This is a genomic window from Streptomyces sp. TE5632, from assembly GCF_054061295.1.
Genome location: NZ_JBSSEA010000002.1, coordinates 299,948 through 313,766 on the forward strand (window position 1 = coordinate 299,948; position 13,819 = coordinate 313,766).

The 13,819-nt window shown below is 73.0% G+C and carries 14 protein-coding genes and 1 pseudogene; 7 read left to right on the forward strand and 8 right to left on the reverse strand.

Translation table 11 applies throughout. From position 1 onward, the window contains the following. Positions 1 to 15: 15 nt before the first annotated feature. Positions 16 to 675, reverse strand: coding sequence for a TetR/AcrR family transcriptional regulator (locus ACVW19_RS03375; RefSeq protein ID WP_457456423.1), 660 nt, complete (start codon positions 673 to 675; stop codon positions 16 to 18). 133 nt (positions 676 to 808) lie between these two features. Between ACVW19_RS03375 and ACVW19_RS03380 the strand changes: the two genes are divergently transcribed. From ACVW19_RS03380 to ACVW19_RS03390, 3 genes and pseudogenes are all read left to right on the forward strand, one after another. Then, positions 809 to 1,687 carry a hypothetical protein gene (locus ACVW19_RS03380; protein ID WP_457456425.1) on the forward strand — a complete coding sequence of 293 codons (879 nt, stop codon included), beginning with the start codon at positions 809 to 811 and terminating at the stop codon, positions 1,685 to 1,687. 49 nt (positions 1,688 to 1,736) lie between these two features. Further along, positions 1,737 to 2,552: an MBL fold metallo-hydrolase gene (locus ACVW19_RS03385; protein ID WP_457456427.1), complete on the forward strand. Its 816-nt coding sequence runs from the start codon at positions 1,737 to 1,739 to the stop codon at positions 2,550 to 2,552. Positions 2,553 to 2,621: 69 nt separating this feature from the next. Then, positions 2,622 to 2,699: pseudogene (locus ACVW19_RS03390) on the forward strand (hypothetical protein); the annotation flags it as partial. A gap of 299 nt (positions 2,700 to 2,998) precedes the next feature. Here ACVW19_RS03390 and ACVW19_RS03395 read toward each other — a convergent pair. Continuing rightward, complete coding sequence (locus ACVW19_RS03395) at positions 2,999 to 3,871, reverse strand: universal stress protein (RefSeq protein WP_457456428.1); 873 nt, start codon at positions 3,869 to 3,871, stop codon at positions 2,999 to 3,001. Between the two features lie 171 nt (positions 3,872 to 4,042). Here ACVW19_RS03395 and ACVW19_RS03400 point away from each other — a divergent pair, with 171 nt between their 5' ends. The 4 genes from ACVW19_RS03400 (at position 4,043) to ACVW19_RS03415 (ending at position 7,992) form a co-directional block, all read left to right on the forward strand. Continuing rightward, on the forward strand, positions 4,043 to 4,396 hold the full coding sequence (locus ACVW19_RS03400; protein WP_457456430.1) for a UBP-type zinc finger domain-containing protein: 354 nt from the start codon (positions 4,043 to 4,045) through the stop codon (positions 4,394 to 4,396). Between the two features lie 81 nt (positions 4,397 to 4,477). After that, a complete protein-coding gene (locus ACVW19_RS03405; protein WP_457456431.1) occupies positions 4,478 to 5,155 on the forward strand; it encodes an AIM24 family protein in 678 nt (225 codons plus the stop codon). Positions 5,156 to 5,253: 98 nt separating this feature from the next. Beyond that, on the forward strand, positions 5,254 to 6,213 hold the full coding sequence (locus tag ACVW19_RS03410; protein WP_457456433.1) for a threonine/serine dehydratase: 960 nt from the start codon (positions 5,254 to 5,256) through the stop codon (positions 6,211 to 6,213). 165 nt (positions 6,214 to 6,378) lie between these two features. Beyond that, positions 6,379 to 7,992: a serine/threonine protein kinase gene (locus tag ACVW19_RS03415; RefSeq protein WP_457456434.1), complete on the forward strand. Its 1,614-nt coding sequence runs from the start codon at positions 6,379 to 6,381 to the stop codon at positions 7,990 to 7,992. Positions 7,993 to 8,026: 34 nt separating this feature from the next. Here ACVW19_RS03415 and ssuE read toward each other — a convergent pair whose 3' ends face one another. The 6 genes from ssuE to ACVW19_RS03445 all read right to left on the reverse strand — a co-directional run bounded on the left by ssuE (position 8,027) and on the right by ACVW19_RS03445 (position 13,508). Beyond that, positions 8,027 to 8,578: an NADPH-dependent FMN reductase gene (gene ssuE, locus ACVW19_RS03420; protein ID WP_457456435.1), complete on the reverse strand. Its 552-nt coding sequence runs from the start codon at positions 8,576 to 8,578 to the stop codon at positions 8,027 to 8,029. 150 nt (positions 8,579 to 8,728) lie between these two features. After that, a complete protein-coding gene (locus ACVW19_RS03425; RefSeq protein WP_457456437.1) occupies positions 8,729 to 9,163 on the reverse strand; it encodes an OsmC family protein in 435 nt (144 codons plus the stop codon). Positions 9,164 to 9,219: 56 nt separating this feature from the next. Further along, positions 9,220 to 10,587: an LLM class flavin-dependent oxidoreductase gene (locus tag ACVW19_RS03430; protein ID WP_457456438.1), complete on the reverse strand. Its 1,368-nt coding sequence runs from the start codon at positions 10,585 to 10,587 to the stop codon at positions 9,220 to 9,222. A gap of 56 nt (positions 10,588 to 10,643) precedes the next feature. Next, a complete protein-coding gene (locus ACVW19_RS03435) occupies positions 10,644 to 11,765 on the reverse strand; it encodes an NrtA/SsuA/CpmA family ABC transporter substrate-binding protein (protein ID WP_457456440.1) in 1,122 nt (373 codons plus the stop codon). 97 nt (positions 11,766 to 11,862) lie between these two features. After that, positions 11,863 to 12,606: an ABC transporter ATP-binding protein gene (locus tag ACVW19_RS03440; RefSeq protein WP_457456441.1), complete on the reverse strand. Its 744-nt coding sequence runs from the start codon at positions 12,604 to 12,606 to the stop codon at positions 11,863 to 11,865. Further along, entirely contained in the window at positions 12,603 to 13,508 is a 906-nt protein-coding gene (locus ACVW19_RS03445) for an ABC transporter permease (RefSeq protein ID WP_457456443.1), read from the reverse strand. The genes ACVW19_RS03440 and ACVW19_RS03445 overlap by 4 nt, the downstream gene beginning before the upstream one ends. Positions 13,509 to 13,819 lie beyond the last annotated feature (311 nt).

Below are 13,819 nucleotides of genomic sequence, written 5' to 3' on the forward strand. Positions count from 1 at the left end.
CGAGAAGTCCCTTCCTCATCCGCGTCGGTGCGCGGCCGGTTCGGTGCTGCCGTCGGTGAGCAGCGCGGTCAGCAGTTGTTTCAGCCAGGCGCGGGCGCCTGCGACGTTCCCGTCCAGCAGCAGTTGGACGGTGACTCCGTCGTAGGCGGCGACCACGGCGTGCGCGGCGTCCTCGGCGGTGCCGAGGACGGCGGGCAGTTCGGTGTGGCCGCGGGCCCGCGCCAGCCGGTCCGCGACGGCCCGGCGCAGCCGCGCGCGGTGTTCCAGCAGGCTGCGGGACACCTCGGGGTCGCGGGCGGCGTGCACCAGGAAGTCGGTCTTCACCAGCAGCCAGTCCCGGTCGAGCAGCAGCACCTCGGTGACGCGGTCCACGGCGGCGGACACGTCGAGGTCGGGGCAGCCTTGGGCGAGGGCCGAGGAGACCTGCTCCGCGATGAGCTCGGCGCGCTCCGCGTACAGGGCGAAGAAGAGCTCGTCCAGGCCGGCGAAGTTCGAGTAGAAGGCGCCCCTGGTGTAGCCGGCGGCCTCGCAGACCTCCTCGATCGAGACGTGCCCGAAGCCCTTGGCCGCGAACACGCAGAACGCCGCTTGCAGGAGGTTCGCGCGCGTGCGGGCCCGGCGCCCGGTCACCCGCCGCCCGGCCGCCGCCCGCCCGGATACGCCGTCCACGGTCATGCCACCCCTCCGTTCGATACGCGAACGTATCCGATACACCGGCGTATCCAGAAGGGTCTCGCCGGAATCAGAGCACCTGTGTGAACATCGACGCCTGCCGGGCGGGTCCGGCCGGCGCACCCGGGAGCACCGGGTGCCCAAGGGCGTCAGCGCGGCCGGGCCGCGCATCAGCGTCCGGTTCCGCCCGCACCGCGTGAACCGGCCCGCCGCCCTGCCGCGCTTCCTGACCGTCCGTTTGGACCTCGCCGACCTTCCCTTCGTCCTGGAGGGGGACCACTTCGAGACCGGGCACCTGTGGTTCCTCGTGCTGCCGCTCGCCGCCGTCAACGCCCTGCTGGGCAGGGAGGAGGGCTTCGCGGGCTGGAACCGCTGGGCGTATCTCCTGTTCCTGCTGTACGGGTTCGCGCTCGGCGACGACGAGCGCGTCCGCGCCCTGACGCGCCGTGTGGCCGCCTTGGCCGGTGTGCTCGGGCTGCTCCTGTTCGCCGCGACGGCACCCGGATTCGTCGCGGGGGACGCTCCCTTCGCCGCGTGGACCCCCTTCACCGCGTGGACCCCCTTCGCGCTGTTCACCCGGGCGGCTCTCGGGGCAGCGGGCTGGTGCTGGGTGCCGGCCCTCCCCGGCCTGCTGGACCGGCCCCGGAACGGGACTTCGGGGGCACCGGAGGCGACCGCGGGTGCGGGCGCCGGCCGAGACTGCCCGTTACGGGGCCGCCTCCACGGAGCCCGCCGGTACGGCCGGTATCCGGTGCTCGCCGCGCTGCCGTTGTACGTGCTGCACCAGCCGGTCGTGGTCGCCTTCGCCTACGGCGTGGTCGGATGGTCCGCGCCGATGGCCGTCCAGTACGTGGTGATCGTCGCCGCCTCACTGGCCGTCATCCTCGCCGTGTACGCGTACAGGGTGCGCGGAACGCGGCTGACGCGCTTTCTCTTCGGGGTGCGCCCGCAGCCCCGGCCCCGCCCCACGACGGCTCCGACACGTCCGGGTCCGACCCGGTCGCTGGCGTCCTGATCTGCTTTGCTGGTGGCCTTCGGGCAGGACGGCAGAGCGCGGGGCGATCATGCGGGCAGATGTGCGGCACGTGGCCGACGGCACCCACCTGGTGCACGGCTCGAACACCAACTGGGTGATCCTCCAGGAGGGGGACGCCGTCACCCTGATCGACACCGGCTACCCCGGTGACCGCGGGCAACTCCTCGCGTCCCTGGCGGAGGTGGGCAGCGCGCCGGAGGCGGTCACGGCCGTACTGATCACCCACGCGCACACGGACCACCTGGGCTCCGCGGAGTACCTGCGGGCCACGTACGGCACCCCCGTGTACGCCCATGAGGCCGAAGTCCCGCACGTCCGCCGGGACTTCCTGCACCAGGTGACCGTCGGGCAGATCCTGCGCAACGGCTGGCGGCCGGGCGTGCTGCCCTGGGCCCTGCACGCGCTGCGCTCCGGCGGCACGGCGCACGTGCCGGTCGCCGCCCCCGAGCCGTTCCCGCGGCCCGGACCGCGGTCCGAACGCCGGTCCGAGGAGCGGTCCGAACGCCGGTCCGATGCACCGGATCCGCCCCGCCCGCTCGATCTGCCCGGCCGGCCGGTCCCCGTGCACACGCCCGGCCACACCGACGGGCACTGCGCCTTCCACCTCCCGGACATCGGGGCAGTGGTGTCCGGCGACGCCCTGGTGAGCGCTCACCCGACCTCCCGGGTGAGCGGACCGCAACTGCTGCCCGGCATGTTCCACCGCGAGCGGGCCACCGCCCTCGCCTCACTGGACATCCTGGCCGGGCTGGAGGGCGACCTCCTGCTGCCCGGACACGGCCCCGCGCGCGAGGGGTCCCCGCGGGACGCGGCGCGGCTGGCCCGTGAGCACGCACCGGGCTGAGGGGGCGGTCACCGGTGTGACGACCGCCGGATCCGCCGGCTGAACGAGTCGGGCTTCGACGTCGCCGGGATGCAGATCGGGCACACCTCCCACAGCGACACGCTCACCTTCGTACCGAAGGCCGTCGACGCCGGGCACCACCGGCGCCGACTGCTCCGCCTGACCGGGCTCGACACCGAGGAGAACCAGGTTAGGCGGCTGCTGAACAGACCTGGAGAGCTGGATGTCCCCCAGGAGGACGACGTCCCGGACAGCCCCGGCGGCGCCTCCCGACTGCACACCGGAACCGGTGCCGGGCAGCCCCCGAACGCCCGGAGGCCCTCGCTCACTGCCGGTACCTGTCCGAGCGGGTCCGGCACGACGCCGGTCTCGACACGGCGGTCGAGGACTGCGTCAGGAACGTCCGGCCCGGGGCCGGGTGGCGCTGCGGCCCACGGTCGGCCGAGTCAGGCCTGCGGTACCACCGCCACCGGGCAGTCGGCGTGGTGCAGGACGCCGTGGGCGACCGAACCGATCCGGGCGCCGACGGCGGTGCGGCGCGCGCGACGGCCGACCACCATCAGCTGGGCGGTGCCGGCCACCGACAGCAGCACCTGCCCGGCGCTGCCCATCTCCACGTGCTCGACGACGGGCACGTGCGGGTGACGCTCACGGAACGGCGCGAGGGCCGTGGACAGAGCCTTCTGCTCGTACTGCTCCAGCCCCCCGGCCTCGTCGACCTGGCGCAGCACTTCGGGGCTGTAGACGAACATCGGCGGCAGGGTCCAGGCCCGTACGGCGCGCACGGTGGCGCCCCGCGCGGCGGCCGTCTCGAAGGCGAAGTCCAGCGCGGCGGCGCTGTCCTCCGGATCGCCCTGCTGGCCGACGACGATCTCCCGTCCGGCGACCTCGCCCGACGCCCGGTCCCCGGCCCGCACGAAGACCACCGGCCGCGTGGCGTCGACGATCACCTGCTGGCCGACCGAGCCGACCAGGAAGCCGATGATCCGCCCGTGCCCGCGCGAGCCGAGCACCAGCATCTCCGCATCCGCCGCGGCGCCGGCCAGGGTCTGCACGGCGTCCCCCTCCAGGACGTCGGTGGTCACCGCGAGGTCCGGGTGCCGTTCGGTGATCCGGCGGACCGACTCACCCACCGCGTCGCGCACCCACTGCCCCTGGGTGGCGGCGTCACCGGCGTCGATTCCCTCGTGTGTCTGGAAGCGCCAGGCGTGCACCACCCGCAGCGGCCGTCCCCGGCGGACCGCCTCCCTCGCCGCCCAGGCCAGCCCGGCGAGGCTCTCCTCGGTTCCGTCGACCCCTGCCGTGATCGGGCGCGTCATGCGGTTCCTCCTGTGTCGTGTCCATCAGACGCGGTCCAGTCTTCCCCAACCCGTCTCCGGTGCTCTCCTCGCGTCCCGCCTGAAGCAGCCCGCACCCGAGCGAACGGTCGCGATCCCCCATACGCTGGACCGACCGTCGGTGGAGTTCCGCGACGTCCTCGAGGAGTCGGCATGACCAGCGACCACGCCATCGATCCCCGTGTTCCGCCGAGCGGCGCGGGGTGCGCCGAGTGCGACGCCGCGGGCGGCTGGTGGTTCCATCTGCGGCGCTGCGCGCAGTGCGGGCACGTCGGCTGCTGCGACAGTTCCCCCGGTCAGCACGCCACGGCGCACTTCAGGGCCTCCGGGCATCCCGTGGTCCGCAGCTACGAACCCGGCGAGGCCTGGTTCTGGAACTACGCCACCGACGAGATGTACGAGTCGGGCCCCGACCTGGCCCCGCCCGTGAGCCACCCGGCGGACCAGCCGTCCCCGGGCCCGGCCGAGCGCGTACCGGAGAACTGGGCGGAGCGCCTTCGCCGCTGAACGCTCCACACGCCGGCGCCCTCGAGTCCGGCTCCGGGCGGGATCTTGGCGGAGGCGGACCCTCCGGGTGAGGATGCCCTCATGAAGGGTGATCTGTTTTCCAGCCGGCACATGGTGCAGCCCGCCTCGGCTCCGGGCATGACGGTCGAGAACGCCAAGTGCATCCGGTACGTCGTCAACGGCGAGATGCACGCCCGGCAGGGTGCGATGATCGCCTACCGCGGCGGACTCCAGTTCGAGCGCAAGGGCCAGGGCGTGGGCGGCATGCTCAAACGCGCGGTGACGGGCGAAGGGCTGCCGCTGATGGCGGTGCGGGGACAGGGCGAGGCCTGGTTCGCGCAGGAGGCGCAGAACTGCTTCATCGTCCAGCTCGAGCCGGGCGACGAGTTCACCGTCAACGGCCGCAACGTCCTGTGCTTCGATTCCACGCTGTCGTACCGCATCTCGACCGTGAAGGGCGCCGGCATCACCGGCGGCGGTTTGTTCAACAGCGTCTTCACGGGGCACGGCCTGCTGGGCCTGGTCTGCGAGGGCGATCCGCTGGTCCTCCCGGTGTCGCCGCAGTACCCGGTCTACGTCGACACGGACGCGATCGTCGGCTGGACGGCGGGCCTGGCGACCTCCCTGCACCGCTCGCAGTCGTTCGGTTCGATGCTGCGCGGCGGCTCGGGCGAGGCGGTGCAACTGATGCTGCAGGGCGAGGGACACGTCATCGTGCGGCCCAGCGAGACCACGCCGCAGAAGCCGCAGCAGCACTGAGGCCCGTACCGCCGGACGAACCCTGTTGACCTTGGCGGCCCGGCCGGGTCAGGGTTCGTCACGGCGCGGATCACGCCCCGCGCCGGAAGGCGGTTGTCATGATCGGAATGCCGGAGATCGAGGCCGCGGCGGAGCGGATCGCCGGACACGTGGTACGGACGCCGACGGTGCCGAGCCCCGGGTTGTCGGCGCTGCTCGGCACCCCGGTCACGGCGAAGCTGGAACTGCTGCAGCGCACCGGATCGTTCAAGGCGCGCGGCGCGGTGGCGAAGCTGCTGTCGCTGGACGAGGCGGAGCGGGCCGCCGGGGTCGTGGCCGTGAGCGGCGGCAATCACGGGATCGCCGTCGCGGTCATGGCCTCCGCGCTCGACGTCAAGGCCACGGTGGTGATGCCCCGGTCGGCCCCCGCGCGGGCGGTCGAGGTCGCGGAGACGGCCGGCGCGTCGGTGCGGCTGGCCGACGACATGGACGGTGCCTTCGCGCTGATGACGCGGCTTCAGCAGGAAGGGCTGACCCTGGTCCACCCCTTCGACGACCCGGTGGTGATCGCCGGGCAGGGCACCGTGGGACGGGAGTTCGCCGACGACGCCGGTGACCTCACCGACGTACTGGTGAGCATCGGTGGCGGCGGACTGATCTCCGGTGTGGCGGCGGCGCTCAGGGCCCGGCGGCCCGGAATCAGGATCTGGGGTGTGGAGACTGAGGGTGCCCAGGCCATGTCCGAGGCGCTCACGGCGGGCGGACCGGTGCCGGTCGCGCTGTCGTCGATCGTCTCCACGCTCAGTGCCCCGGCCGTGTCGCAGTTGACGTACGAGCATGTGTCGGCGCTGGTCACCGAGGTGCTGGTGGTGCCGGACCGGGAGGCCGTACAGGGCTCGCTGGACCTCGCGGACCACGCCAAGGTGTGGACGGAGCCGGCTGCGGGCTGTCTGCTGCCGGCGGCGCGCCGGGTGCTGGAGCGGGTCGGCGAGGGGGCCCGGATCGGGCTGGTGGTGTGCGGGGGCAACGCGACCACCGGCGACATGGTCGCCTGGGCGTCCCGTTTCGGGCTGCGCTGAGCCCTCCCCTCGGGCCCGGAGATCCGTATCCGCTCGCTCCTTTCTTTGACCGAAGGACAGGAATCCGTCGTCGCCGGAATTCGGGCGCCGCCCCTTGAACAAAGGGCGCCCGGTCGCGCGTACCTCTGGCAAAGGCGGAAGCAGCGGCTCGGACGAGGGATGGCCATGGGCAGGGCGCACGTCTTCACCCACCAGCCGGTCGCCGGGAGGTACCGGCTGGTTGAGGTCATCCATCGCGAGCCCCATCACATCTGCTGGTACGCCGACGACCTCGGGACGGGACGTCCCTGTCTGGTCACGCAGATCACGCTCCCGGAGGATCCGTCCGAGCCCGGGCGCCGCGTCCCCTCCCGTGTCCTGCGCACGACCGAGAGCATGACGCGGTTGTGTCCCGGACGGATCGCCACCGTCGTCGACGCCGTCGACGAGGCCGGCTTCCTGTGGACCGTCACCGCCTGGGTCGACGGCACACCGCTGGGCGAACTCCTCGGTGAGGAGGGCACGTTCAACTATGTGCGGGCCGCGCGCATCGGGCTGGAGCTGCTCGACGTGCTGGATGCCGCACACGCGGCGGGCATCACGCACGGCGAACTCGGCCCCGGCCAGGTGTTCGTGCGGGAGACCGGCCCGGTCGTGGTCGCCGGGTTCGGCCTGGCCGGCTCGACCCCGGCCCCCCGCCTCACGTCACCGTCCTACGCCTCCCCCGAGCAGGCCCGCGACGAGCGCGTCGGTCCCGCCGCGGACCTGTGGACGCTGGGCGCCATCCTCTACACGATGGTCGAGGGGCGTCCCCCGTTCCGCGACCGGAGGCGGCCCGAGTCCACGCTGAAGGCAGTGGACCGGCTGCCGCTGCGCACGCCCGTGCGTGCGGGACCCCTGACCCAGGTCGTTCAGGGCCTGCTCCGCAAGGACGCGCGGGAGCGGCTGACCCGTCAGGTGGTCCGCGAGGCGCTCACCCGTGCTCTCAGCGAGGATCCCGACGCGGTCCTGGGCGCGGTGCCGGGTCCCCGGCTGCGCGGCACCCGCACCGCCGCCCTCAGGACCACGGGCCGGGAGTGGAGCAGAAGGACGACGGTCCTCGGCACGGCCCTGGCCGTCGTCATCGTGGCGGCCGTCGTACTCGCCGCGGTCCTGGGGCTGCCCGCAACCGGCACCGGCTCCGCCGCCGACGCGCAGGACACGCCGCCGGCCTCCGCCTCCACGCCGGCTCCCCCGGACCCGTCCGGGGCGGCCGAACCCGGCAGGCCGGGCGACCGGGGCACCTCCCCGCCGTCCGCCGTACCCACCCCGGCCCCCTCGGGCACAGCGGGTCTCCCGGCCGGCTACCGCCTCTACCGTGCGCCGGAGGGCTTCTCCGTCGCGCTCCCCGAGGACTTCGAACGGCTGGACACCTCCCGCGTGTCCGACCTCGCCTACCGGGTCACCTTCGGCGTGGACGGGAACACCCGCACCCTCGCGGTCACCTACAGCGAGCGGGTCGGCCCGGACCCGGTGGCCGTGTGGCGGGACGACGTGGAGCCGTCCCTGGAGCGGACGGACGCCTACGAGCGGATCGGCGCGATCCGCGCGACCACGTACCAGGGGCGCCAGGCCGCCGACATGGAATGGCTGTCGGCGGCCGACGGCCCCCGGGTGCGCACCTTCGGCCGCGGGTTCCTCCTGGGCGGCGGGCGCGGCTTCTCGCTGCGCTGGACGACCCCGGCCGCCGACTGGGAGAAGGCGGAGAACCAGGAGGCGCTACGGACGTTCCTGCGCACGTTCCGGCCGGGCTCCGGCTAGGGCCTGTCCGGCGGGGGAACGTGGCCGCTCCCGGTCAGCCGACGGCCAGCAGGGTGCTGCGTTCGAGGGCGGTGGCGAAGCCGTCGACGACGCGCTCGAGGTGGCGGGCGGTCTCCGGTTCGATGTCCAGGGTGCCGTCGGGGGCGGTGGCCAGGTGCTTGTCGAGGACGAACCAGCCGGGGGTGATGTGTTCGGCGCCCATCGAGGCGAGGACCGGGCGCAGTGCGTAGTCGACGGCCAGGACATGGGCGGTGGAGCCGCCGGTGGCCAGCGGCAGTACGGTCCGGCCGGCCAGGGCGTACTGCGGGAGCAGGTCCAGCAGGGACTTGAGCAGGCCGGAGTAGGCGGCCTTGTAGACGGGGGTGCCGATCACGACGCCGTCGGCGCGTTCGAACAGGGCGGCGGCCTCGCGGACCGCGGGGTGGCCGAAGTCGCCGCCGAGCAGCGCCTCGGCGGGCAGGGTACGTGCGTCCAGTGGGATCACTTCGTGCCCCCTGTCGGTCAGTCGCGCGTCCAGGTGGCGCAGCAGGCGGGCGGTGCGGGATGCGGCGGAGGGACTGCCGGAGACGGACAGGACGGTGGCCACGGTGATCACCTTCGGGTGTGCGTGCGGGGGGTGTGCGGGATGCGGTGGAGCGGGTCCGGGGGCCGGGAGCGGCCCCGGACCCACATGCCTGCCGTGCGGCGGGCCGAGTGCGGGGTTTCGGTGTGACCCGGCTCCGGGTCGGCCGGTTCCTCAGGCGGCGCCGGCGAGCGGTTCCCGCACCCGGGCGGCCACCTCGACGTGGCCGCCCCGGCGCAGGGTGTTGTAGATCGGGCAGCTGCCGGTGAAGAGCCCGACCAGGATGTCGGCCTCGCCCCGGTCGACTCCTTCGAGCAGCAGCTCGATCCGCAGGTAGGTGTAGCGGGTGGGGTCCTGCGGGTCCCGCTGGTAGCTGATCTCGGCCCGGCCCCCGGTCAGGCCGGAGCCGCGTTCCTCGGCATGGAGCTGGATGTTGCTCAGGGAGCAGGAGGCCAGGGCGGACAGCAGCAGCTCTCCTGCCCCGACGGCCTCCCCCGGCCCTGTGCGGGCGTCGGAGACGAAGTGGTTCGTCCGGGCGGTCATCAGGAAGCGCCCCTGGGTGTCGGTGGTGCGTCCGGTGATACTCGTGATGTCGCCTGCTGCTGTCATGCCGTGAGGTCCTTGGCGTCGCTGTGCGGGATCCGGTGTGTGGGGTGTGGTGCGGGTCAGCCGTTGTCGCCGTTCCCGTCCCGGCGGTTGCGCCACTGCCCGGCCTCGGGGCGCTCCAGGCCCAGGTGGTCGCGCAGGGTGGTGCCCTCGTACTCGGTGCGGAACAGGCCGCGGCGCTGCAGGTCGGGCACCACCTGGCGGACGAAGTCCTCGAAGGCGCCCGGCGTGTGGACGGCGCCCACGGTGAAGCCGTCGCAGGCGCCCTCGGTGAACCACTGCGCCATGCCGTCGGCGACCTCGGCCGCCGTGCCGACGAAGGAGCCCTCGGTGCGGCCGCCGTACCGCTTGCCCAGCTCACGCAGGGTCAGCCCCTCGCGCCGGGTCATCTCCACGACCTCCTTGTAGTGCCCCTGGACACCGGGGACGTCGACGTCGGGCAGCGGCTCGTCGAGCGGCAGCTCCGAGAGGTCCACGTCCAGGTGGTAGGCGAGGGTCGACAGGCCGGCCAGCGGCGGGACCAGGTCCGCCAGGCGCTGCTCGGCCTCGCGCGCGGCCTCGGTGGTGGGGCCGATGATGGGGGTGGCCATGGGGAGGATCTTGACGTCCTCGGCACGGCGGCCGTGGCGGACCGCCCGGGCCTTGATGTCCTGGTAGAAGTCCTTGGCCGATTCCAGGGAGGCGTGGCTGCAGAAGATGACGTCGGACCAGCGCGCCGCGAAGTCGCGGCCCTTGGGGGACGCCCCGGCCTGGATGATCACCGGGTAGCCCTGGGGCGGCCGGGGCGTGTTCAGCGGGCCGCGGACGTTGAACCACTCCCCCTTGTGGTCGATGGCGTGCACGCGGTCGGGGTCGGCGAAGAGGGGGGCTTCCGGGTCCGCCACGAGGGCGTCGTCCTCCCAGCTGTCCCACAGCTTGCAGGTCACCTCGAGGAACTCGTCGGCCCGCTCGTAGCGCTGGTCGCGGTCGATGTGCCGGTCCTCGCCGAAGTTGCGGGCCTCGGAGTCCTGGAAGGAGGTCACCACGTTCCAGGCGGCGCGGCCGTCACTGAGGTGGTCGAGCGTGGCGAAGGAGCGCGCCACCGGGAACGGCTCGAAGTAGCTGGTGGAGATCGTGGCGGCCACGCCGAGCCGGGTGGTGGCGGCGGCGACCGCCGACAGCACCGGCGTCGGGTCGAGCCGCAGGGAGCCGAGCGCGCCGTAGCGCAGCTGGCTGTCCATGCTGCCGCCGAGGCGGTCGGGCACGGACAGGATGTCCGGGAGGAACATCAGGTCGAACTTGCCCTGCTCGAGCACGCGGCCGATGTGCTGGTAGTAGGAGGCCGACAGCCAGCCGGGCTCGGATCCGGGGTGGCGCCAGCCGCCGGGCCGGCCGGGGCCCGCGGTCACGAAGGCCGCGAGGTGCATCTGGTTCTCGGGGGTGCTCACTGCGTGTTCTCTCTTCCGTGCTGTAGTGCTGTGTGTCCTGCGGTTCGCCCTGTCGGTCACTTGGCCAGTTCGGCGGCCACCGCCTTCTTGACCGTGTCGAACCGGGAGTCCTGCAGGAACCCGGTCACGTCGATCTTCGAGGGGTAGACGCCCAGGGCGTGGAAGCTGTCGGCGAGGTCCTGGGTGTTCTCGATCGCCTTGCGGTCCACCGGCGCGAGCCGGTCGGCGTTGGAGTCCGAGAGCCTCTTCTCCTTGGTCAGCTCGAGGAACACCTCACGTTCGAGGTCCTCCGAGCCGAATCCGCCGATCTTGTCGAAGAACTCGACGCTCGCCTCGGGACGGGCGTTGACGCGGCGCTGGGTGTCCCGGATGACACGCACCACCTTCGCCGCGGCCTCGGGGTACTCCTCGGCGAAGGACTCACTGGCCACGTAGAAGGAGTAGTCGTAGGTCTTGACGTTCGGCAGCCTGCGGGCCTTGTGCCGGGCCCGGCCCAGGCTGATGGCCGGCGTCCAGCTGATCCAGGCGTCCACCTTGCCGTTGGCGAAGGCCGACTCGGCGTCGGCGGCCGGCAGGTTGACGTACTCGACGTCGTCCAGCCGCAGGCCGGCGGTCTGCAGGTACTTGATGAGGCTGTAGGTGCCGGTGGTGCCCTGCTGGTCGGCGACCCGCTTGCCCTTGAGGTCGGCGGCGCCGCGGATGGGCGAGTTCCGGGCGACGAGGATCTCGACCTCGTTGGCGGGCAGCGGGTATGCGGCGAGCGGCACGATGGGCACGCCGCCGCCGATCGCGTAGGCCACGGCGGTGGCGGTGGCGAAGGTGAGGTCGACGCTGCCGGCCTTGAGCGCCTCCATCACCGGCAGTGAGGCGGTGAACCCGGACGGCCAGGTGACGGTGGTGCCGCCGAGTTCCTTGCCCAGGTCCACGCCGTCGAACTTGTAGCGCAGGGCCGCCGGGGTGCCGGTCCTGCCGCTGCCGATGACCGCGTAGCGGAGCTTCTCCGGCACGCCGTCGGCCAGTGCCGCGTTGCCCGGCCGCGTTCCGCCGCCGCAGGCGGCCAGCGCCGGGGCGAGGGCGGCGGCACCGCCGACGGCCAGGATGCGGCGGCGCGAGACGTTTTTGGACAGGAGCGGGGAGGCTCCTGTGGTCGTACGGGAGAACGGGCGGTTCACGGTCACGGTCGGGTTCTTTCTCGGTGGCGTGCTGCTCGGGCGGGCGGGCGGAAGCGGGGGCGGGTGGCGGCGGCGGGGGTGGGGGTGGGGGTGGGTCGCGGGGTCAGACGTCGGCCGGGACGGAGGAGTGCGGTTCGAGGAGACCCTGGAGCAGTTCCTCCTTCCAGGCGACGAGGCGGGGGTGGCCGCGCCGCTCCCCGCGGGGCAGGTCGATGTGCAGGTCGCGGCCGACGGCGCCGTCGGCCAGCACCAGGACGCGGTCGGAGAGCACGAGCGCCTCCTCCACGTCATGGGTCACCAGCAGGACGGTGCGCGGCTGCTCCAGCCACAGGCGTTCCAGGAGTTGCTGCATGGCGATCCGGGTGATCGCGTCCAGAGCGCCGAACGGCTCGTCCAGGAGCAGCAGTTCGGGGTGGTGGAGCAGGGCGCGGGCCAGGGCGACGCGCTGCCTCTGCCCGCCGGAGAGCTCGGCCGGCCAGGCGCCCCCGCGGTCGGCCAGTCCCACGGCCTCCAGCAGGGCGCGTGCCTCGTCCTTGCGGCCCTTGACGCCCAGCAGCACGTTGTCCTCGACCGTGCGCCAGGGCAGCATCCGGTCCTCCTGGAACATCATCCGCACCATGGGCGGTTGCGGACCGGCTCCGTGGAGCTGGACGGTTCCCGCGCTCGGCTCCTCCAGCCCGGCGACGATCCGCAGCAGGGTGCTCTTGCCCGCGCCGCTGGGGCCGAGGAAGGAGACGAAGGAGCCGGCTTCGATCTCCAGGTCGAGGTTCTCCAGGACCCACCGGCCGTCGTACTGCCGGCCCAGGCCGTCCAGAGCGAGCCGGGCACCTGCTCGCGCCGGGGTCACTGGTTCGCCTCGGGACGATAGTTCGGGTGCCACCGGAGCACCCTCCTTTCGATGAGCCTGGTCAGGAGGTCGGCGAGCAGACCGGCCAGTGCGTACAGCACGATGGCGAGGACGATCTGGTCGGTGCGCAGCAACTCGCGGGCGTTCTGGGCGAGGTAGCCGATCCCGTCGCTGGCCGAGATGGTCTCGGCGACCACGAGGGTCATCCAGGCGACGCCGAGGGAGTACCGGATGCCGGACAGGATGGTGGGCATGGCCCCGGGGACGGCGATGTCGCGCACCAGACGCCACCGTCCCAGTCCGTAGGAGCGGCCGAGCTGCAGCAGCTTGGGGTCGACCCCGCGGATGCCGGTCACGGTGTTCAGGTAGATGGGGAAGAAGGTGCCCAGCGCCACGAGGAGGATCTTGGGTTCCTCCCCGATGCCGAACCAGGCGATCATCAGCGGCACCAGAGCCAGGTGCGGAATGGTGCGCACCATCTGCAGGGAGCGGTCGAGGAGGATCTCCGTCACCTTCGACATGCCGACCAGGAAGCCCAGGATCAGGCCGGTGGCCGCGCCCAGGGCGAAGCCCTGCAGGATGCGCCGCAGGCTGGTGAGGAGGTGGAACTGGAGTTCCCCGGTGGCGGCCAGATCGCTTCCCGCCCGCAGAACCGCTCCGGGGGCGGGGAGGATGGACGGCGGCAGGATGCCGGCCGCGGCGGTCCACTGCCACACCACCAGGACCAGCAGGGGGACGGCCCAGGGGCCGGCCGTGCGGGCGGTGCGCAGCAGCGCCCGGCGGTTGCGGCCGGCGGAGGACGGCCCGGCCGCCCCCTTCCTCGGTGTGCCGGGTCGTCCGACAGGACCGGCAGGTCCGGGATGCGGTGGTCGGTCCTTGGCGAGCAGCGTCTGCTCGGGCATGGGAGATCCCCTTCAGGAGTGGTTCGGCCGCCCGTCCGACCGCTTGGCCGGTGTGGGGCGGCAGCCGGGAAGGACTTCGGGGCCGTGTGGCGGTGAGGCCTTGGGGGCGGTGCCCGGAGCCGACTCCCGGAGCCATTCCGAACAGTGGACTGGGCGGGGCGAGCCGGGGCAGGAGACGAGGTGCGCCTGCGGTCGGGCCTGACACGGCCGCGCCCGCCGCTGTTTCAGCGGCCGGAACGCGGCAGGCGGAGTGCGTGTGTGATCAACAACAGCTCGTGCTGACGACGCGCATGAGGTCGATGTGCCGACGG

Coding starts and splice junctions, on each gene's coding strand:
- ACVW19_RS03415 (WP_457456434.1), top strand. CDS start 6,379: ATGGGCAGGGCGCACGTCTTCACCCACCAGCCGGTCGCCGGGAGGTAC.
- ACVW19_RS03410 (WP_457456433.1), top strand. CDS start 5,254: ATGATCGGAATGCCGGAGATCGAGGCCGCGGCGGAGCGGATCGCCGGA.
- ACVW19_RS03405 (WP_457456431.1), top strand. CDS start 4,478: ATGAAGGGTGATCTGTTTTCCAGCCGGCACATGGTGCAGCCCGCCTCG.
- ACVW19_RS03375 (WP_457456423.1), bottom strand. CDS start 675: ATGACCGTGGACGGCGTATCCGGGCGGGCGGCGGCCGGGCGGCGGGTG.
- ACVW19_RS03400 (WP_457456430.1), top strand. CDS start 4,043: ATGACCAGCGACCACGCCATCGATCCCCGTGTTCCGCCGAGCGGCGCG.
- ACVW19_RS03385 (WP_457456427.1), top strand. CDS start 1,737: ATGCGGGCAGATGTGCGGCACGTGGCCGACGGCACCCACCTGGTGCAC.
- ACVW19_RS03425 (WP_457456437.1), bottom strand. CDS start 9,163: ATGACAGCAGCAGGCGACATCACGAGTATCACCGGACGCACCACCGAC.
- ACVW19_RS03445 (WP_457456443.1), bottom strand. CDS start 13,508: ATGCCCGAGCAGACGCTGCTCGCCAAGGACCGACCACCGCATCCCGGA.
- ACVW19_RS03395 (WP_457456428.1), bottom strand. CDS start 3,871: ATGACGCGCCCGATCACGGCAGGGGTCGACGGAACCGAGGAGAGCCTC.